This window comes from Pseudoalteromonas sp. CO109Y, assembly GCF_004208935.1.
GTDB classification, from domain to species: Bacteria; Pseudomonadota; Gammaproteobacteria; order Enterobacterales; family Alteromonadaceae; genus Pseudoalteromonas; species Pseudoalteromonas shioyasakiensis.
The window spans coordinates 1-19,592 of the sequence record NZ_SGPD01000015.1; the positions used below are offsets into that span (position 1 = coordinate 1).

The following is a 19,592-nucleotide window of genomic DNA, read 5'->3' on the forward strand; positions in this document are numbered from 1 at the left end:
GCGATAAAGCCTAAGCCATCAAAGTACCCACATAAAAAAAGAAATGCCAGTCAGCTTAACTGACTGGCATTGGCCTTCGGGCCCTTTTTTTTGGCCTAGAAAATCGTGTTGTATATTTTAATAACCAAAAAGAATAACTAACAACTGAAAACCTATGTAGCAAAATGTACAGGCTATTTTATATTTTTTTCAGTGTGTTAGTTTGAAGATAGGGCGTAAATTAACAGTCTACGCTGCTTTGTTGGTCAAAAAAATTATACAATAAAGCGCGCAAGCGATATGATCGTCCCGGATTAAGTAAAGACTAAAGACTCTTTGGTAGTATTAAGTTGTCATAGTAATTGTTATTTATGACATAAAGGTGAATTGCGTTAATGAAGAAATTGTTTGGCTTAGTATGTTGTTTAACTGCATCCACTGCGTTTGCGCAGGCTGATGTTAAACAACCACAATTAATTAAAAAGTCGACAATACATGCCAGTATCACTGTTGGTTACGGGGGCATTGAAAACCCGGTACTTGATGCAGACGATGTCACTTCGCCAATTCTGCCAAGCTTTGCTTATTACGGTGATGACTGGTATTTCGATGATTTCTCTATTGGCTACAGCCTCTATGAAACAGAGAACTTCTACGTTGATTTACTTGGGCGCTTTAATGATGATGGTTTTTTCTTTGAGCTGGATGGGGTAGATAAACTCTATGCCACCGGTGTTGTACGTTCGAGCTCTGGGCGACCTACATTACCTACCGCATCACCGATTAACCTAACGCCTATAGAGCGTGACCTTTCTTACATGGCGGGGCTGTCATCGGCAGTAAACGTGTATGATAATATCTGGTTAAGTGCTGCGTATGTCCATGATGTAACCAATGTTCATAATGGTTATGAAATCTTGCTAAACGGCTATCAAGTATTTGAACTGTTTTCTGGTACTGCTGGCATTGAGGCGGGTATTAATTATAAAAATGAAGAGCTGATCGATTATTACTACACGGTTAATCCATCAGAAAGCAAAACGCGTTTACTAAGCTACAATTTAGAAAGTGCCACGAACTACTACTTAAAAGTAAGTTACGAATATCCTATTAGCGACAGTTTCAGCCTTGACTTCAAACTTAAGCACACATGGCTTGATAGTAACTTAGCTAACTCACATATGATCAATAAAAACGGTTATTTCTCAGGTTTTACGGGAATTACTTACCACTTTTAGGCCAACGAATGGTGATCTCTGCACCGCCTGTTTGCGAACTGTTAGCCAAGCTAATTTTACCGCCATGCCAACTGGCAATACGATACACAATATAAAGTCCTAATCCATAACCACTCGCTAGTTTATCTCCTTCACCTTGTTTAAAAGGCTCAATTAACGCATCCGCATTAATTGGTAAGCCAGGTCCATCGTCTGTAATGCTTATACTGTAATAGCCCGCTTGTTCTGTGCTATTTATATGGATGGTGTGTTTTGCGTATTTTGTGGCGTTGATCAGTAAGTTTTGTACCGCGATTGCCATAAAGCTTGCTTCGCAATAGGCTGTGTCTACTTCAAGCGCAGGAATGAATTTGAGTTCTTTGTATAAATCAAATTTAGCAATTTCTGTGTTGATCAGTTTAGCTAAGTTAACTTTCTCCTGATTAAACACACTTTGTTGGTGCTCTAAGCGAGCGAACGATAAGTACTGCTCTAGACGTAATTCAATCTCATCGATATCGCGTTCTATTTGGCTACTTTCTTGAGATTCCAAATCGGCAATCGACAAAGCAAATCGCATACGGGTAAGGGGAGTGCGAATTTCATGAGAAATAATACGCGATAAGTCATTATGTAGCTGAACAAACTTATTGATGCGCTCAGACATATGAGTGAAGGTGCTGGCTAATGGCGCAATAGATGAATTTGGTTTTATATCAAGCTCTATGCGCTGCGGTTTTTTACTAAAGCGATGAGCTGCGCGTTGTAATAAGCTCAAATCGCGAAATACTGGGCGAATGAATAATAAGATCATCGAACCAAGTAAAAAGTAAAACGCAAAAAAAGCAAGCCAGTCAGTTTTGGCTTGCGAAATCAAAGAAATGGGGCCAACTTTTTGGATGCTGCCGTTATTGCCTTTGAGGTATATATACTGCTGATTGTTTTCGGTGACGCTGATAATGCCATCTTTATCAAATTTAGCTTGTAATGAATCAGGTAAAACAAGCTCGTTTTGGTTAAAGGAGCTGATCCTCGTTTCTTTTTGCTCAGCTATTTGAGCAAGTTCAGCAACACTTATTTGCACACTCGGTATGTGCTCAGAAAAAAACTGATTATAAAGCTGGCCAAAAGCTAAAACTAAGGCAATTAAGCTTACCGTGATAATTAAGTACAGCTTAAAAAATTGTTGCTTCATATTTTTGAAATATCCAAGCTGTATCCTTTACCTCGTACAGACTTGATATCTAGCGTTTCTTTTTGCTCGCTAATGGTTTCTTTAAGCTTTTTACGTAAACGGCTAATTTTTAAATCAATCGCTCGGTCAAGTCCGTCATACTCACGGCCAATAACATGCTTGAATAATACCTCACGAGAAACCGGTTCAGGGGTGTTTTTCGCAAGGTAGGCAATGATCTCAAATTCACTTTCATTGAGATTCAATGCTGTGTTATGAAAATAGATATCGCGTTTTTTACTATCGATACGCAAAATATCAATTTGGTGCGAAAAGTTATCTTGGCCAACAGTGTGGGCGATAATCGTTTTAACTTTGGCGAGTAACAGTTCAGGCTTAATGGGTTTTACAAGGTAGTCGTAAGCACCTAGGTTTAAGCCCTTGATTTGTGATTGCACAGAATCCAGAGCCGTTAGAAAAATAACAGGGCAACTGTACTTTTCTTTCAATTGAGAAATTAGCTCAAAGCCATTGCCATCCGGTAGCATCACATCACAGATGATCAGTGAAGGCATGAAGGTGATTTCACTGCTACGGTACGCCTCGGCAGTATTAAATACATCTATGGTATAGCCATGCTTTAACAAAAACGTTTGTATTAAGCTTGCTAATTTCACATCGTCTTCAATTAAAAAAATATGCTGCATTATAAACTCCAGCCAAAGCGCCGTTTTATTCGGTAATCTTTAGCTTCATAGCTTGCTATTGACAGTAGTTGTTGCTTAACAACTTGATTGCTCAATGGATCAATTAATTTCACTGTAAGCGGATGCTCAGTCTTAACCGTTAATTTCTCAATAATTAAACCACCTTGTTTGTAACACTGCGTATACTGAGGACGCTGAGTTATTTCTAAACAAAGTTCTTTAAAGGGAGCAACACGAAAATGAATCTGTATATTAAACTCACAGGCTTTTTGTTTTGCATCTGTCACACACACGGTGGGTGAGACTTTAAAAAAAGGTTGCTCGGGACTGTCATCGCTTAAACAAAGCGACGAAAAGCAAAGACAAAAAAACAGTAATAGCCAACTAAATCGGTTTATCATTTAACCAAGTCTCTGTTTTTTAGAAGTCTTTTCTTCAAAGTAACAATAACCATCGAAAGCTGATGTAACCTGCCCAACTCACTTTGAGTACTCATTTTTTTGCCGTTTATTATAATTATTATTTATGCAGCCTATGAGTGGCGATTACACGATAAAAAAGCGTGTCTATCATACCTCATTTATCGTTATAGCTACAAATAGGTGCTATGCAAAGCCAGTAATTTCAACCTATTGGCGTATTTTCTTTATATTCTAAAGTTAGCTTGTTGTTTTAAAAGGGAAACTGAATTTATATTTAGTTTTAGCTAATAGTTTTTCACTAAATTTAGTTGGGCCTTAGTCTTTACTATTCTGCGTTATTTGTTAATTGTTTCGTACAAATTGATACAATTTAAATTTAGCCTATCAAAACCACTATTTTAGCTCATGCATTTAAACATATGCTGAGCGCGTGATTAATAATTAACAGATTCGACCTCTATTTTCATTTTATCTGGTAGTATAGTCAGGTTATAAGTAGTTTAAGCAGTGAACAATTATGTTAAGTCCTTATTATCAGCAACATGCTGATTACGTTTCTATCTCACGTGAGCAAGGCTGTCGTTTTGCCAAGTTAGTGGCTGATGATTTCAATCCGTTACATGATAAAGATGCCAAAAAGTTTTGTGTGCCGGGCGATTTACTTTTTTCGCTGGTTTTAAACCGCTATGGCATCAGTGAAAAAATGGAATTCACGTTTGCAGGCATGGTTGATGAAAATTCAAAGCTGACTTTCCCTGAAGGGGCTGATGAGTTTGCGATCACCGATGGCGAAAAAGTCATGCTAAAAGTGAAACGAGAAGGGGCTGTTAGCCAATGTCCTGAGTTAACAAATAGCTTAATCAAAAACTATGTTGAGTTCTCTGGCACGACTTTCCCGCACGTGATTATTCCATTGATGGGGAAGCAGGATGTGATGATCAACCCAGCCCGCCCAATGGTGATTTACGAATCAATGCTGATTAACCTTGACCGCCTTGATATCAGCGCACCTGAATTACAATTTGCTGAGCCTGATTTTGAGTTTACTGGCAAACGCGGCAAAATCACGCTTCGCTTCAACCTGTTAGAAAATGGCGAAAAAGTAGGGTCGGGTGAAAAACACATGCTTGTGTCTGGCATTCGTGATTATTGCCAAGCAACAGTTGATGACCTAATTAGTTTTTATAATCAACGTAAAGAATCACTTAAACCAGCGTAATCTTTACAATTGCTACAAAGGGCGCTCATTGCGCCTTTTTTGTTGCTGATCTTCCGCGTACAATAGCGCTTTTATAGCCAAATGTACTTCAGACTATGTCAGTAGCGACCTTTTCAGAATTAAATCTTGCCCCTGCATTGCTAACAGCCTTGCAAGAAGAGAATTATCACACTCCCACAGCAATTCAAGCGCAAACAATCCCCCTTATTTTAGCGGGTGCTGATGTAATGGGCAGTGCACAGACGGGAACGGGCAAAACCGCCGCGTTTGTTTTACCACTACTGCATAATTTGTTATCTGCTGAAGTACTCCCTGATGCCGTTAAAGTCCTAATTTTAACGCCGACCCGTGAGCTCGCTCAGCAAGTATTTGCAAGTGTAGAGCGTTATGCAGCGCATACTGAAATAAAAGCAGCACTGGCTTATGGTGGTGCTAGTATTGGCCCACAAATTAAAGCCATAAAAGGGGCGCAGGTTGTAGTGGCAACACCTGGGCGCTTACTTGATCATGTGATCAAGGGCAGTATTAAACTTTCCAGCATTAATGCCTTGGTATTTGATGAAGCTGATCGCATGCTTGATATGGGCTTTATTGACGAAATTAAACGCATCTTGCGCCATGTGCCAAAAGAACGTCAAACTTTACTTTTTTCAGCCACATTTGACGACAGCGTCTTTAAACTCAGTAAGCAGTTATTAAATGATCCTAAATTAGTTGAAGTGAATAAACGCAACTCAGCAGCGGTTGAAGTTGAGCAGCTAGTTTATGCGGTTGATGAAGACCGCAAGCGTGAGCTGGTATCACACATGATTGGCATGAAAAATTGGCAGCAAGTACTTATATTCACTCGTACTAAACAAACCGCCGATGTGCTTGCTAAAGAAATGTGTAAAGACGGCTTAAAAACCGAATCTATTCATGGCGATAAAAGCCAAGGTGCGCGTGATAAAGCACTGCAAAATTTTAAATCAGGTGCGACAAGAGTACTGGTTGCGACAGATGTTGCTGCCCGAGGTCTTGATATTGCCTCACTCAAGTATGTGATTAACTATGAGTTGCCTTATGTGGCTGAGGACTACGTACACCGTATTGGTCGAACAGGGCGTGCTGGCGAGAAAGGGATGGCGATGTCGCTGGTTAGCATCGATGAGCAGTGGCTATTGGACGAAATAGATATCTTACTCGACACAAGGCTCACGCCGCAGTGGTTACCAGGGTATGAGCCTGATTTAACCAAAGAGCCAAAGCAAGTTCGTAAAAATACTAATAAGGCACGCCGCTCTCGTGATAAAAAACGTATTTTAGGGCAAAAAAGTAGGAGACGTTCCTAAATCTGGCATATATTTATACTATCCTCCGGCTAAAGTTGAGAGTTTAGTATGTTAGAAGAGAATAAATGGACGTTCCGCCGCGCTGATAAACAGTTCTCCTTAGAAAAGTGGCAGAAAACAATTGATCTCATGACAGAGTTGTTTTCTGCTCCCGCAGGCTTCATCGTTCATAAAACAGATGATGTCTATCGTATTATCGTCTCCAGTGAGCAACAAGAAAATCCCTATGATGCCGGGGCTGAATTAAGCGCCGACGATAATATCTTCTGCAAAAAAGTACTGCGTGACATGGCACCGCTTTATGTTGATCACGCCAGTCAAGATAGTCAATGGGATGACAGCCCACTGGTAAAAGATGGTTTTGAGTCTTATCTTGGGGTGCCAATTAGCTGGCCAAGTGGTGATCCGTTTGGCACCTTTTGTGTTATGGATTTTAAGCAAACCCATTATCAACAGAGCTTTTTAGAATTAATCGAGCAGCTTCGCGATATGGTTGAAGATGACCTTGCACTGTTAGACAACTTTACGCAGATGCGTGAAATTGCCATGCTCGATTCACTCACTAATATTTATAACCGCCGTGCAATAGACCTACTTTGCCAACATAAATTAAATATATCGAAACGTCTTGGTTTTGATATTAGTTGTTTATTTATCGATATAAATAGCTTTAAACCACTCAATGATACGTATGGCCATGAAGTGGGCGATCTCGCACTGATTTGTTTAGCTGACACGATGAAAGAATGCCTACGTGAAACCGATATTATCGGCCGCTTAGGGGGTGATGAGTTTATTGCGTTATTGCAAGTTCAGCCCGGTGATTGCGTAGACAGCATCGCTGATAAGCTAAACACCACTTTCCAAGTGAATTTAGAGAAGAGGGGCATTCCTGTCACGAGCTTAAGTATTGGTTCAGGGGTAATAGCTCAGCCAAAAGAAAACTTTGCTGAGCTATTAAAACGAGCAGATGAAGACATGTATGAGAAAAAGCAAGCCTCTAAGGCTGCACGTTAAGCTATTTGCTTCTCAGCTAGGTTTAATTCCATGGTTGCTTTAAGTAAACGATAAAGGTTAATTGACGCATCAATTTCTTCTTTACGATTGGTTAAGCTCTCAATATTTAAACCTAGCGGTACATCTAAATGTGCGCAGCTTTGTAAAATTAAGTCGAGATTCTCACGGCAAATACGCACTGATTCACTCAATGTATTTGCCGAATCTAACATGCGGTACTTAGTTGCTTCTGGTACTGAGATACCTAACCATTCCATAAACTCTAAGGTTTTTTCACCACCACAAGGGGTAAACGTTAGAATAATGCGTTTTGGTGTTTTGCCTTGTGCTTTACAGCTACGCGCATAGCTAGTGATCAAATCAATCGTTGCTTGAGCATTGTAAACCGCTTGCGAGATGAAAAACTTACAACCTTGTGCTGTTTTTTCAACTAAACGCTCATGTTCATTGCGTTTGCTGGCATGACGCTCTGCAATAGTAACGCCACCTAAAAATACATCATTGTTCTGTTTTGCCAGCGTTTTATATGCATCAGGTAGGCTTAATTTGATATCGCCATGAGATGATGGACTACCCACTAACACTAAGTTTTTTAGTTCAAAGTCGTTACGTGTTTCGTTTAACCACTCGGTAAACTCTGCTTCTCCACGCTGGGCAACACTTTTATAAGTGATCACATCAAGTTGCGACAAGCTACGTAGTAACTGACTGTATTCACGGGGATCTACCGTTTCTTTAAACGGAAAAGGACGCGGCTTTGCAATACGGCTACTTTCATCTTGAATGTCGTAGATGATTACACCATCGTATTCAATTTCGTGTAAACGACCAAGTAGCTTCTGAGCAATGGTCTCAAGCTGTGCTTTATCAGTACCTGACTTTGGTGGTGTGGTACCAATTAGGTAGACGCCTTGATTGGTGTCTTCAATTTTCTCTTGTAATGATAAAGCCATAATCCTCATTCCAGCTCGTGCTAATGTCTATGACAAATAATATAGCAGCCATTTAGACGTCTAGATAGATTTTTTTCTTGAAAGTTTTTCAATGACTATGAATTTTACTCAAGTTTAAAGCTGAGCGTTTCGCAAAATTGACACACCTGTTTACATAAATTATTGCTCTGACCCTCATATTTTCAGGCGCTTTGATGCATAATCAAGCAGCAATGATTATGAGAAAAATAACTAACAAGGGAACATTATGAAATTTAGATTATTAGCAACCAGTGTTGCTGTAACACTTGCTTTAAGTGGCTGCGCAAGTAACTCACAGTCAACTATGGTTAAAGAAGTCGAAATTGAGCAGCAAGTAAGCCAAGATGATAACCGTGTATTTAGCCAAGATTATCTATTAGAAGAGCTTGAGAATGGCCTTCGCGTGATGGTAGTTAAAACAGATTACCCAGATGTTGTGTCACTGCAAATTCCAGTATCGGTTGGTTCACGTAATGAGGTTGAAGCAGGTAAAACCGGTTTTGCACATTTCTTTGAGCATATGATGTTTAAAGGCTCTGAAAAATACCCACAAGATGTGTATTCAGATATTTTAAAAAACTCAGGTGTTGATAATCGCGCGTATACGACTAACGATTACACTAACTATCACTTAAACTTCTCAAAAGAGCACTTAGATAAAGTGCTCGAAATTGAAGCTGATATTTTCCAAAACCTGACTTACAGCGAAGAGCAGTTCCGTACTGAAGCGCTGACTGTAAAAGGTGAGTATTTAAAGAATAATGCTAGCCCAATTCGTAAGTTACTTTCTGCGGTTCGTAACGAAGCATTCGAAAAGCATACCTATAAGCACACCACCATGGGCTTTTTCGAAGACATTGAAGCCATGCCTGATCAAATGGCCTATGGTAAAGAGTTTTTCGCTAAATTTTATAAGCCTGAGTATGTATCTTTAGTCATCGTAGGTGATGTTGATCCACAAGAAACCATGGCAATGGTGAAAAAGCATTGGGGTAATTGGAAAAAAGGCGATTACCAAGCAGATATCCCTGTTGAACCAAAGCAACAAGCCGCAAAATATGTACATGAAAAAAATGATGGTTTACCAGGCCACTGGTTGCTTGTGTCATACAAAGGCACTGCATGGGATCCTACTCAAAAAGACCGTGCCGCTCTTGATTTGATCTCACAGCTGTATTTCTCTAACAACTCGGCACTTTATCAAGAGCTTGTTGTTGATAAACAAATTGCCAGCCAAATGTTTACCTATAACCCAGATACTAAAGATCCGGGTTTACTACATGTTTTTGTAAAAGTCGAAAACGAAGCGGACCTTGCGAAAGCCCGTGATGCGATTAACCGTACTTATGCGCAAGCACGTACTGAGTTAGTTGATGCACAAAAGTTAGCGGATTTAAAATCAAACCTAAAATACAGCTTTATTAATGGTCTTGATTCATCGCAGTCAATTGCGTCAACGCTTGCAAGCTACATGCATTTTGAACGCGACCCTGAGGTTATTAACCAACTGTACGCAACTGCTGATAGCATCACGCCAGAAGATATCAAAGCGGTAGCAAACAAATATTTTGTTGATCCGAGCCGTACCACGGTGACAATGTCGGCGCTTGATAAAGTGGCTGGTTTTGAGCAAGAAGTTGATTTAAATGCCTTGGTTGCCAGTATTGAGCAAGCCCCAACAGAGCGTCACTTTAAAGTACTTGATAAAACCAATAGCTCACCACTGGTTGATGTTAACTGGTTATTTAATACCGGCGCAGCGGCTGATCCACATGGTAAAAAAGGTTTAGCAGCACTCACTGCAGCGATGCTAGCGCAAGGTGGCTCAGAAACGATGAGCTACAAAGATATTCAAAAAGCGTTATATCCACTAGCGGGAAGCTTTGGCTATCAAATCGATAAAGAGATGATTTCACTACGCGGCCGTGTACATAAAGACAATGCCGCGCAGTGGTATGCACTTGTTAGCGACCAGTTGTTAAACCCTGGCTTTAGAGAAGATGATTTTAAACGCCTGAAAAAAGAGCTTATTGATAGCATTAAAGCAGGTCTGAAAGCGTCAAATGACGAAGAGTTAGGTAAAGAAGTGCTATATCATCAGCTTTATAAAGGCCATCCGTATGAAAGCTATAACTATGGTGATTTATCAGATCTTGAAGCACTGACACTTGACGATGTAAAAGCGTTTTATGCTAACCAGTTTACTCAATCTAAATTAACAGTGGGTCTAATTGGTGCGATTCCGAGTGATGTTAAATCGACTATGCTAAAAGATTTAACATCGCTTCCGCAAGGTAAAGAAAGCCGCTTAACGATCCCTGATGCGCCAGAACTTAAAGGTCATCATGCAACGATTGTTGAAAAATCAGCGCAATCTACCGCTGTGTCATTTGGTTTCCCAATCGATACAATTCGTAGTAGCGATGACTGGACAGCGCTTTGGTTAGTGCGTTCTTACTTTGGCGAACACCGCAGCTCAAACAGCTTCTTGTATCAGCGTATTCGTCAAACCCGTGGTATGAACTATGGTGACTATGCATACATTGAGTACTTCCCACGCGGTATGTTCCAAACTAAACCTGATGCTAACTTAGGTCGTTCAGAGCAAATTTTCCAAGTGTGGTTACGTCCGCTTCGTTCTAATAACGATGCGCACTTTGCAACGCGTACGGCATTATTTGAACTTGATAAGCTAATTAAAAATGGCATCAGCAAAGAAGATTTTGAAGCGACTCGTAACTTCTTAATTAACTTTGTGCCACAAATGGTTGCAAGCCAAGATCGCCAATTAGGTTATGCGCTTGATAGTGAGTTCTATAACACTGAGAGCTTTGTTGACTATGTGCGCGGCAAGCTTGAAAAGCTAACCCTTGATGATGTTAACCGTGTTATTCGCGATAACCTGCAAACAGAGAATATTCACTATGTGTTTATTACTGGTGACGGCAAAGACATGCAAAAACGTTTAGTTTCAGAGCAAACATCACCTATGGTGTATAATGCTGAAAAACCAGCAGAACTTGTTGCTGAAGACAAAGTGATTGCTGACTATAAACTTGCAATACCAGCGAAAAACATTTCAGTACTTGATGTCGAAAAAGTATTTCAGTAATAACTGGATAAAAAAGCTCTAATCAATGCCCCTAATTAGGGGCATTGTTCTAGGTTTAATGGCTCGATGTTATCAGCAATTACAAGCTGATTTCGGCCAGCTTCTTTTGCTTGATAAAGCGCGTTATCAGCCATTTCAATGAGTAACATGGCATCATCAATGCTACTAGGGTAGATAGTTGCTAAACCAATACTAACCGTTAAGGGATGACCGGCAAGCTCTGGTAGTTGAAGCGTATTTAGCGCTGCCATAAACCGCGTCACGAGTTTTTGTGCTTGATGGCTTTGCGTATTACCGAGTACCAGTACAAATTCTTCACCGCCGTATCTAGCGCACAAGTCACCAGGTCTGCGAGTATAATCTGGTAATAGTTTTGCCACTTCTTTTAAGCAAATATCACCCACCAGATGACCAAAGTTATCGTTAAGAGACTTAAAGTTATCAAGGTCAATCATGGCTAACGACAAGGGGTGTTTTAAACGTGCACAGCGACTCCACTCTTGCTTATAAAAATCATCAAAATGACGTCGGTTAGCTATTAGTGTGAGGCCATCGATACGGGCGAGTTCTTGTACTTGCTGCTCGGCGATTTTACGTTCGGTAATATTTATATGGCTGATGACGATAAAGCGTTTTGATGCATGCTCGAAGGGCACTGCTCGCATTAAAAACCAACGCTTGTCGGTATTGCTATGACATGGATATTCTAGGTAATACTCGGTTAGTTGTTGGTTTATAACCTGACTAATACCAGATAAAGCTTGTGCACCAAACTCATCACCTTGCTGTGCAGCTGATTGACATATTGCGAGGTAGTTTTGCTCTTCCCACTGGGTATTACACTGGCAATTATTTTCATCGCCAAAAGTTTGCCAACTGCGATTCACAAATTGAATATCACCTTTCTCATCAATTACAACAATATGTTTTGAGATCGTATCGAGTATTGATTTTAGAAACTCTTTTGATTCAACCACATTCGTTCCTAGCCACTATCACTTTTTTAAGATTAGCAATAAATGCTGGGTTTTCACCGTGGTTTACATAAAAAACAATTAATAAGGTATTTGTAGGTGCTGATATGAAAAAACTGCCAGCACCTAGCTCAACGCTCAGTTCTGACAGTTATATTTTATTTATATGCTTAGAAATGCTAAAGCATTGCGCCAATTTTAACTGCTAGCGCAAATAGCATGGTTGCTATTACAAAGCCGATAAGTGTAGCGTAGCCGCGTTGTTCTTTGGTCATCTATCACTCCTAAAAAATAACAAATACCGTTGCCATACCAAGGGCAAAACTGACAAACGAAGAAGCCGCTACGATTGCAGCGAGATTTTGCTTACTCACTGCATGTGTTGTGCTTTGTTCTGATACTTCGTCATCGAGCTTAATAAGCTCACCTTGGCGCACTTCAAAAACTGCGCATAGGCTCATGGTGGTTTCTTTTGATGCCGCACCTTCTTTTTCAACTCGTTGAATGGTACGTAGGCTTACGTCACAGGCATCGGCCAATTGCTGCTGCGTCCAATCGAATTTAAGTCTAAGTGCTTTTATTGTATTAGGGTTCAGTTGCATTACTTACTTCCCAAGAAATGGTTCAATAAAAGTAACGACAGCATAACCCGATATTGCCCCACCAAGAAAACAGCCTAAGGTAACCAAAGCTACTTGTTTTGGATTATCAGTAAGTGAGGTTTGTGTGCTCTGTTTAACTAATTTGTCAGCTTTATAAAACGAACATTCAAGCTTGCCTGTCAGTATATTTTTCATCTCGAATTTGACTGCATAAGTATTACCTTGGTAGCTAAAGTCATGATGACTTTTAAAACCGAAGCTGCGTTTTTCACTTACCAATTCGTCGTTTACATATACTTTTTCTTTACCGCTCATGATGTGACCAAAGCAAGCGATTTGGTTGTCACCATCTTGAAAGTAAAATTTATAACCTAGCTTGTGTGAGTTTAGTACGTCGTTTTTCATCATCGTTTCCTTGTTAAGTTGATGATGTAAATTTAATGATTATTTTTGTTTTTTACGCCGTCAGCGATATGTCAGTGCCTATTTTGGCATATGACAGACAAGATGTCATATCTGTCTTGTTATTGAAAAATAAGCACTTTAATTAATTTGCTCGGCTAGAGTCAGAATTTGCTACTGTCATATGCGGTTGGCAAAAAAGCACAGTAAAAAGAGTAAAAATAGGTGTTGTTACTCTGGTTATTAGATATAACCAGAACAAATAAACAACGGGTTAGTACATCTTGCTACAAATCCGTTAAACTTAAGGCTTAGCAGTTAGGTACAACCAGAAAGGCAAAATTATGCGTCATGAAATTTGGCAAAAGCTTCGAGATGAAGCAAACGAAGTCGTTTACCGTGAACCGCTTTTAGCAAGTCACGTTTATTCGTGTGTGTTAAATCATGAATGCTTAGGTTCGGCGCTGAGCTTTATTGTTGCAAATAAACTTGCAGATGCGGTGGTATCAGCATTTACTATCCGTGAATTATTCGACCAAGCCTTTGTTAAATGCGATCTAATGCTGACGCATGTGGCTCATGACATAAAAGCAGTTAAAGATCGCGACCCTGCGGCCGATAGTTACTTAACTGTTATTTTGAACCTTAAAGGCTTCCATGCAATACAAGCACACCGACTCGCAAATTGTTTATGGCAACAAAACCGAAAAGAGCTTGCTCGCTTCATTCAAAGCAGAACCTCAGAAGTATTTGGCGTTGACATCCATCCTGCTTGTAAAGTTGGTCATGGTATTATGTTTGACCATGCAACTGGGATTGTAATTGGTGAAACAGCGGTTATTGAAGATAACGTATCGATTCTACAATCTGTAACCTTAGGTGGTACAGGTAATGAGCAAGGTGACCGCCATCCAAAAATTCGCGCCGGTGTATTGATTGGTGCGGGTGCAAAAGTACTAGGTAACATCGAAGTGGGAGAGGGGGCACGTATTGGTGCAAACTCTGTCGTGTTAAGTGCGGTTCCAGCACACACAACTGTGGTTGGCGTGCCAGCTAAAGTGGTCGGCAAACCGAGCTGTCCCTGTCCAGCAGAGAGCATGAACCAAAACTTTTTAGATGATGGTACGACTACCGCTAGTAATGCCTCCCACACCAGTGCTATGTTGTAGTTTTACACTTTAAAAGAGCAATGGAATTGTCTAAGTTATCCTTCGGATTAGCTGTTACAGCGTCATTTATTTGTGGCGCTGTCGCTATGTCACTTTTTCAACCTACTCCACAACAGCCACACACTTATCAGCAAGAATTTGTTGAAGAACAAATAGTTCAAGCACCAGAGCAGCAAGTCACTGCCATAGCGCCTGTTATTAATAAACAAGTCGCTGAAGTTAATTCATATAGCTCAGCAGCTGTTAGCAAAAGTGAGCTTGAGCAACAAATAGCAGAGTTAAAGTTACAAGTCGAAAATCAACAAGCGGTGATTGCTAGTTACCGTTCAAGTGCGATACCTCCACAGCAAATCGACTCACACCTGGATGAACTTTATACCTTGTTAGAAGAGCAATCTCGGGATGAGGCTTGGGCCTACCAAGTTGAAACAGCTATGAGTGATTTTTTAATCATGGCCGATTTACCAGTGCAACCACAGCTTAGTGTCTCAACATGCAAAAGCTCTGTGTGTCAGTTTAAGCTATTGCAACCAGAGGATGTTGATGATTTGCCAAGCCATTATTGGCGCAACATGACCGATAAAATGATGGAGCAAAGCTGGTGGAAGCAATTTAAATTTACCTCCACCACCTCAAGTGACGATAGTCTAACAATCATTGCAAGCACGGAGTAATTTTATACAACTTTTGATTGCAGTTGACCATCAGCAAGCTCGGTGGTTATAAGCTCACCTACGCTTACATTGTTAACCGATTTTACTACGCCACCTTGTTGGTTTTTAGTAATGCTGTAACCACGAGCTAACACACTAAGTGGACTCACAGAATCTAAACGACTCGCTTGTAAAGAAAGCTGGTTTCGAGAACTTGAAAGTTGCTGTTGCATCGCTTGTGTAAGACGGGCATGTAATTGCGTGAGCTGATGCTCGCTTTTCGCTAACTGCTTTTCGGGTGAGCGTTGCATCAAACGTGGTGTTAGGTTAGCAAGTACTCGCTCATATCGCTGGATTTTGCCACTCATTGCGCTGTGTAAGGCCAAACTAAGTTCATCTAGTTTTTGCGCTTGTTGATTGAGTTGATTACGGGGATGGCATAGCTGCAAGCGATGCTCAAATTGAGTGGCAGTACTGCGTTTTACAGCTAAAGAGTGTTTAAAGGCATGATTTAAGTGCCTAACTAACTGCGTAACTTTGTTATGTAGCTCTTCGGTATTTGGACTAACTAGCTCGGCGGCTGCAGAAGGTGTTGCGGCGCGAATATCGGCAACATAATCACTGATTGTGGTATCGACCTCGTGACCAACAGCGCTAACAATAGGTAAGCGACTTGCAAAAATAGCGCGAGCTAGTTGCTCATGGTTAAAACACCACAAATCTTCGAGTGAACCACCACCACGACCTAATATAAGCACATCTACTTCGTTGCGCTGATTGGCGATGTTTATTTTTTCTATTAATTGGCTGTGGGCATCTGCACCTTGCACCATAGCTGGGTAAATCACGACTTCTAGCTGCGGAGCACGGCGTTTAAGTACCGTTAGAATATCGCGTATAGCCGCACCTGTGGCTGAGGTGATTACCCCAACGCGATTAATATTGGTTGGTAATGGTTTTTTATGGGCTGAGCTAAATAGACCTTCGGCAGCTAAGCGCATTTTTAGCGCATCAAATTCTTGTTTTAATAAGCCTTCACCTGCAGGGGCCATATGCTCAACAATCAGCTGATAATCACCACGAGGTTCATATAAAGATACGCGGGCACGCACAGTTACTTGTGCACCATTGCTCGGGCGAAAAGTTTGGCCGCGATTATTGCCACGCCACATTGCCGCTTTTACCTGTGCTCGGTCGTCTTTTAAAGTGAAGTACCAGTGTCCAGACGCAGGGGCTATAAAGTTAGAAATTTCACCATTTAAGATAAGCGATGAAAAGCCTTGTTCTAAAACATGGCGAATTTCCTTATTTAGGCGCGAGACCGTGTAAACAGGCTGTGTTGATTGCGTAAAAGCCATTAAAAACCCCAGTAAAAAATTCTCTGTGTACTTTAACACAAATAAATGAATAATTTTATTTACTCGTGCTCACAACGCTGATAAAATTTGGCCGCAATTCCTTATACTCAGATCCACATGTGAGAAGTTGCACTATGCTAAGAATCGCTAAAGAAGCTCTTACCTTTGACGACGTACTTTTAGTACCAGGTCATTCTACTGTTTTGCCACACACGGCAAATATTTCAACTCGCTTAACGCGTGGTATCAATCTTAACCTGCCGCTAGTTTCAGCATCTATGGATACTGTAACAGAAGCACGCTTAGCGATTGCTTTAGCGCAAGAGGGCGGTTTAGGTTTCATCCACAAAAACATGACAATTGAAGAGCAAGCTAAAAACGTTCGTAAAGTTAAAACTTACGAAGCGGGCATTGTTTCTTTCCCTGTTACTGTGACTGCGGATCTTACAATTGCTGATGCTATCGCGCTTTCAGAAGACAAAGGTTTTTCAGGTTTCCCTGTAACCGACGCTGACAATAACCTTGTTGGTATTGTGACAAGCCGTGATATGCGTTTTGAAACGAAACTTGAGCAACCTGTTTCTACAGTAATGACGAAAAAAGAATCGTTAGTGACTGTTAAAGAAGGTGCAGACCGTGATGAAATCTTAGGTCTAATGCACGAGCACCGTATCGAAAAAATTCTCGTAGTTGATGATGCATTTAAACTGAAAGGCATGATCACTGTAAAAGATTATCAAAAAGCACAAGACAAGCCGCATGCATGTAAAGACGAGCAAGGTCGTCTACGTGTAGGTGCCGCTGTTGGTGTTGGCGCGGGTACTGATGAGCGTATCGCAGCACTTGTTGAAGCAGGTGTTGACGTATTACTTATCGATACATCACATGGCCACTCACAAGGTGTTATCGACCGTGTTGCACAAACACGTCAAGCATACCCAGATCTACAAATCGTAGCAGGTAACGTTGCAACAGCTGAAGGCGCGATTGCCCTTGCTGATGCAGGTGTTGATGCTGTTAAAGTTGGTATCGGCCCTGGTTCTATCTGTACTACTCGTATCGTAACAGGTTGTGGTGTTCCACAAATTACTGCTATTTCTGACGCAGTTGAAGGCTTAAAAGGCCGTGATATTCCTGTTATTGCTGACGGTGGTATCCGTTTCTCTGGTGACATCGTAAAAGCACTTGTTGCTGGTGCATCATGTGTAATGGTGGGTTCAATGTTAGCCGGTACTGAAGAAGCACCGGGTGAAGTTGAGCTATACCAAGGTCGTTACTACAAATCATACCGTGGTATGGGTAGCCTTGGTGCGATGGACCAAAAAGAAGGTTCATCAGACCGTTACTTCCAAAAATCGAACGAAGCAGACAAGCTTGTTCCTGAAGGTATCGAAGGCCGTGTTGCTTATAAAGGTCCTATCGCGACAATCATTCACCAACAGGTGGGCGGTCTACGCAGTGCAATGGGCTTAACTGGCTGTGCAACAATTGAAGAGTTAAATACTAAACCTCAATTTGTTCGCGTAACTTCAGCTGGTATGGGTGAGTCACACGTTCACGACGTGCAAATCACTAAAGAAGCGCCAAACTACCGCTTAGGTTAATTACCTTAAGGTATTGAAATTACATGGGCTAGCATTTGCTAGCCCTAATTTATTGATCATCTCCCTTTGGGAGAGCAGTTCCTGACTAACGAGATACTCCATGAGCAAAGACATTCACGATTCACGAATTCTCATTTTAGATTTTGGTTCGCAATACACACAGTTAATCGCACGTCGTATACGTGAGATTGGTGTTTACTGTGAGCTATGGGCATGGGATGTAACTGAAGAGCAAATCCGCGAATTTAATCCACAAGGTATTATTTTGTCGGGTGGCCCTGAGTCTACAACACTTGAAAACAGCCCACGTGCTCCTGAGTATGTATTTAACGCAGGCGTTCCAGTACTTGGTATCTGTTACGGCATGCAAACAATGGCAACGCAACTAGGTGGTAGCGTACACAGCTCTGATAAGAAAGAGTTTGGTTATGCGCAAGTTGAAAAAGTAGGTAACTGTGCGTTATTCGATGCTATCGAAGACCACATTACTGACGGCGGTGCAGGCGTACTAGACGTTTGGATGAGCCACGGCGATAAAGTGATGGAAGTACCAGAGACTTTCAAAACAACTGCTAAAACTTCAACATGTCCACATGCAGCAATGTCTTGGGAAGAAAAACGTTTTTACGGCGTACAGTTCCACCCAGAAGTAACTCATACTCACCAAGGTTTACGTTTACTTGAGCGCTTCGCTATTGATATTTGTGGCTGTGAAAAGCTATGGACACCAGCTAAAATCATCGACGATGCGATTGAGCGTATTAAGGAAACTGTAGGTGATGACGAAGTTATCTTAGGCTTATCAGGTGGTGTTGATTCATCTGTTGTTGCCATGCTTATTCACCGTGCAATCGGCGACAAACTAACGTGTGTATTCGTTGATAACGGTCTCCTTCGTTTAAACGAAGGTCAGCAAGTTATGGACATGTTCGGTAACAAGTTTGGCCTAAACATTGTTAAAGTAGATGCTGAAGATCAATTCTTAGCAGACTTAGCGGGTAAGTCAGACCCAGAAGATAAGCGTAAAGCGATTGGTCATACCTTCATTAAAGTTTTTGACGAGCAAGCTAAAAAGCTGAAAAGTGCTAAATGGTTAGGTCAAGGTACTATCTACCCAGACGTAATCGAATCAGCTGCATCAGCAACAGGTAAAGCACACGTAATCAAGTCTCACCACAACGTAGGTGGTTTACCAGACGACATGGAAATGGGCCTTGTTGAGCCGTTACGTGAGCTATTCAAAGATGAAGTACGTAAAATTGGTCTTGAGCTTGGTCTACCATACGACATGCTTTACCGTCACCCATTCCCGGGGCCTGGTTTAGGTGTTCGTGTACTTGGTGAAATCAAGAAAGAGTACTGTGACTTACTACGTCGCGCAGATGCTATCTTCATCGAAGAGCTACACAAAGCTGAGCTTTATCACAAAGTAAGTCAAGCCTTCACTGTATTCTTACCAGTTAAATCGGTAGGTGTAATGGGTGATGCGCGTAAATACGACTGGGTTGTATCACTACGTTGTGTAGAAACAATCGACTTTATGACGGCACGTTGGTCACATTTACCTTATGAGTTCTTAGGTGTGGTTTCTAACCGTATCATCAACGAAATCGATGGTATCTCTCGTGTTGTTTACGATATTTCAGGTAAGCCACCGGCAACAATCGAGTGGGAATAA

The 19,592-nt window shown here is 41.1% G+C and carries 17 protein-coding genes; 9 read left to right on the forward strand and 8 right to left on the reverse strand.

The features are described from left to right. Positions 1 to 374: 374 nt before the first annotated feature. The gene (locus tag EXT43_RS05645; RefSeq protein ID WP_130166537.1) at positions 375 to 1,217 is read left to right on the forward strand and encodes a MipA/OmpV family protein; all 843 of its coding nucleotides are present in this window, start codon (positions 375 to 377) and stop codon (positions 1,215 to 1,217) included. On the opposite strand, the gene EXT43_RS05650 is transcribed toward EXT43_RS05645, so the two are convergent. The 3 genes from EXT43_RS05650 to EXT43_RS05660 are packed head-to-tail and all read right to left on the reverse strand — an operon-like array spanning position 1,201 to position 3,478. Continuing rightward, entirely contained in the window at positions 1,201 to 2,391 is a 1,191-nt protein-coding gene (locus EXT43_RS05650; RefSeq protein WP_130166538.1) for an ATP-binding protein, read from the reverse strand. The two genes, EXT43_RS05645 and EXT43_RS05650, sit on opposite strands and share 17 nt — an antisense overlap. Further along, positions 2,388 to 3,077, reverse strand: a complete 690-nt coding sequence (locus tag EXT43_RS05655; RefSeq protein ID WP_054560845.1) for a response regulator transcription factor — start codon at positions 3,075 to 3,077, stop codon at positions 2,388 to 2,390. The genes EXT43_RS05650 and EXT43_RS05655 overlap by 4 nt, the downstream gene beginning before the upstream one ends. Beyond that, a complete protein-coding gene (locus EXT43_RS05660; RefSeq protein ID WP_062564876.1) occupies positions 3,077 to 3,478 on the reverse strand; it encodes a DUF3019 domain-containing protein in 402 nt (133 codons plus the stop codon). Before EXT43_RS05660 ends, EXT43_RS05655 begins: the two co-directional genes overlap by 1 nt. Before the next feature lie 538 nt (positions 3,479 to 4,016). On the opposite strand from EXT43_RS05660, the gene EXT43_RS05665 reads away from it, so the two are divergent. The 3 genes from EXT43_RS05665 to EXT43_RS05675 all read left to right on the forward strand — a co-directional run bounded on the left by EXT43_RS05665 (position 4,017) and on the right by EXT43_RS05675 (position 7,066). After that, on the forward strand, positions 4,017 to 4,718 hold the full coding sequence (locus tag EXT43_RS05665; protein WP_130166539.1) for a DUF3581 domain-containing protein: 702 nt from the start codon (positions 4,017 to 4,019) through the stop codon (positions 4,716 to 4,718). A 95-nt stretch (positions 4,719 to 4,813) separates the two neighbouring features. Then, on the forward strand, positions 4,814 to 6,049 hold the full coding sequence (locus tag EXT43_RS05670) for a DEAD/DEAH box helicase (protein WP_130166540.1): 1,236 nt from the start codon (positions 4,814 to 4,816) through the stop codon (positions 6,047 to 6,049). A gap of 48 nt (positions 6,050 to 6,097) precedes the next feature. Further along, positions 6,098 to 7,066, forward strand: a complete 969-nt coding sequence (locus EXT43_RS05675; protein WP_062564879.1) for a sensor domain-containing diguanylate cyclase — start codon at positions 6,098 to 6,100, stop codon at positions 7,064 to 7,066. On the opposite strand, the gene EXT43_RS05680 is transcribed toward EXT43_RS05675, so the two are convergent. After that, entirely contained in the window at positions 7,063 to 8,019 is a 957-nt protein-coding gene (locus tag EXT43_RS05680; protein WP_130166541.1) for a hypothetical protein, read from the reverse strand. The genes EXT43_RS05675 and EXT43_RS05680 overlap by 4 nt on opposite strands. Before the next feature lie 247 nt (positions 8,020 to 8,266). Between EXT43_RS05680 and EXT43_RS05685 the strand changes: the two genes are divergently transcribed. Next, positions 8,267 to 11,152 (forward strand): M16 family metallopeptidase, encoded by a 2,886-nt coding sequence (locus EXT43_RS05685; RefSeq protein WP_130166542.1) that lies wholly within the window; start codon positions 8,267 to 8,269, stop codon positions 11,150 to 11,152. A gap of 35 nt (positions 11,153 to 11,187) precedes the next feature. Here EXT43_RS05685 and EXT43_RS05690 read toward each other — a convergent pair whose 3' ends face one another. The 3 genes from EXT43_RS05690 to EXT43_RS05700 all read right to left on the reverse strand — a co-directional run bounded on the left by EXT43_RS05690 (position 11,188) and on the right by EXT43_RS05700 (position 13,133). Then, positions 11,188 to 12,129 (reverse strand): sensor domain-containing diguanylate cyclase, encoded by a 942-nt coding sequence (locus EXT43_RS05690; RefSeq protein WP_062564882.1) that lies wholly within the window; start codon positions 12,127 to 12,129, stop codon positions 11,188 to 11,190. 281 nt (positions 12,130 to 12,410) lie between these two features. After that, the gene (locus EXT43_RS05695) at positions 12,411 to 12,728 is read right to left on the reverse strand and encodes a helix-turn-helix transcriptional regulator (protein WP_063527559.1); all 318 of its coding nucleotides are present in this window, start codon (positions 12,726 to 12,728) and stop codon (positions 12,411 to 12,413) included. A 3-nt stretch (positions 12,729 to 12,731) separates the two neighbouring features. After that, positions 12,732 to 13,133 (reverse strand): hypothetical protein, encoded by a 402-nt coding sequence (locus EXT43_RS05700; RefSeq protein WP_171037172.1) that lies wholly within the window; start codon positions 13,131 to 13,133, stop codon positions 12,732 to 12,734. A 341-nt stretch (positions 13,134 to 13,474) separates the two neighbouring features. Between EXT43_RS05700 and cysE the strand changes: the two genes are divergently transcribed. Next, positions 13,475 to 14,299, forward strand: a complete 825-nt coding sequence (gene cysE, locus EXT43_RS05705) for a serine O-acetyltransferase (protein ID WP_130166544.1) — start codon at positions 13,475 to 13,477, stop codon at positions 14,297 to 14,299. A gap of 86 nt (positions 14,300 to 14,385) precedes the next feature. Continuing rightward, positions 14,386 to 14,973, forward strand: coding sequence for a hypothetical protein (locus tag EXT43_RS05710; protein ID WP_130166545.1), 588 nt, complete (start codon positions 14,386 to 14,388; stop codon positions 14,971 to 14,973). A gap of 2 nt (positions 14,974 to 14,975) precedes the next feature. Here EXT43_RS05710 and xseA read toward each other — a convergent pair whose 3' ends face one another. Next, positions 14,976 to 16,310 carry an exodeoxyribonuclease VII large subunit gene (gene xseA, locus EXT43_RS05715; protein WP_130166546.1) on the reverse strand — a complete coding sequence of 445 codons (1,335 nt, stop codon included), beginning with the start codon at positions 16,308 to 16,310 and terminating at the stop codon, positions 14,976 to 14,978. 134 nt (positions 16,311 to 16,444) lie between these two features. On the opposite strand from xseA, the gene guaB reads away from it, so the two are divergent. Together guaB and guaA are read left to right on the forward strand one after the other, a co-directional pair. Beyond that, positions 16,445 to 17,914: an IMP dehydrogenase gene (gene guaB, locus EXT43_RS05720; RefSeq protein ID WP_054551225.1), complete on the forward strand. Its 1,470-nt coding sequence runs from the start codon at positions 16,445 to 16,447 to the stop codon at positions 17,912 to 17,914. 100 nt (positions 17,915 to 18,014) lie between these two features. Then, positions 18,015 to 19,592 (forward strand): glutamine-hydrolyzing GMP synthase, encoded by a 1,578-nt coding sequence (gene guaA / locus EXT43_RS05725; RefSeq protein ID WP_054551226.1) that lies wholly within the window; start codon positions 18,015 to 18,017, stop codon positions 19,590 to 19,592.

Coding starts and splice junctions, on each gene's coding strand:
- EXT43_RS05710 (WP_130166545.1), top strand. CDS start 14,386: ATGTCACTTTTTCAACCTACTCCACAACAGCCACACACTTATCAGCAA.
- EXT43_RS05665 (WP_130166539.1), top strand. CDS start 4,017: ATGTTAAGTCCTTATTATCAGCAACATGCTGATTACGTTTCTATCTCA.
- EXT43_RS05660 (WP_062564876.1), bottom strand. CDS start 3,478: ATGATAAACCGATTTAGTTGGCTATTACTGTTTTTTTGTCTTTGCTTT.
- EXT43_RS05650 (WP_130166538.1), bottom strand. CDS start 2,391: ATGAAGCAACAATTTTTTAAGCTGTACTTAATTATCACGGTAAGCTTA.
- xseA (WP_130166546.1), bottom strand. CDS start 16,310: ATGGCTTTTACGCAATCAACACAGCCTGTTTACACGGTCTCGCGCCTA.
- EXT43_RS05675 (WP_062564879.1), top strand. CDS start 6,098: ATGTTAGAAGAGAATAAATGGACGTTCCGCCGCGCTGATAAACAGTTC.
- guaA (WP_054551226.1), top strand. CDS start 18,015: ATGAGCAAAGACATTCACGATTCACGAATTCTCATTTTAGATTTTGGT.
- EXT43_RS05685 (WP_130166542.1), top strand. CDS start 8,267: ATGAAATTTAGATTATTAGCAACCAGTGTTGCTGTAACACTTGCTTTA.
- guaB (WP_054551225.1), top strand. CDS start 16,445: ATGCTAAGAATCGCTAAAGAAGCTCTTACCTTTGACGACGTACTTTTA.
- EXT43_RS05680 (WP_130166541.1), bottom strand. CDS start 8,019: ATGGCTTTATCATTACAAGAGAAAATTGAAGACACCAATCAAGGCGTC.
- EXT43_RS05670 (WP_130166540.1), top strand. CDS start 4,814: ATGTCAGTAGCGACCTTTTCAGAATTAAATCTTGCCCCTGCATTGCTA.
- EXT43_RS05655 (WP_054560845.1), bottom strand. CDS start 3,077: ATGCAGCATATTTTTTTAATTGAAGACGATGTGAAATTAGCAAGCTTA.
- EXT43_RS05645 (WP_130166537.1), top strand. CDS start 375: ATGAAGAAATTGTTTGGCTTAGTATGTTGTTTAACTGCATCCACTGCG.
- EXT43_RS05700 (WP_171037172.1), bottom strand. CDS start 13,133: ATGAAAAACGACGTACTAAACTCACACAAGCTAGGTTATAAATTTTAC.
- EXT43_RS05695 (WP_063527559.1), bottom strand. CDS start 12,728: ATGCAACTGAACCCTAATACAATAAAAGCACTTAGACTTAAATTCGAT.
- cysE (WP_130166544.1), top strand. CDS start 13,475: ATGCGTCATGAAATTTGGCAAAAGCTTCGAGATGAAGCAAACGAAGTC.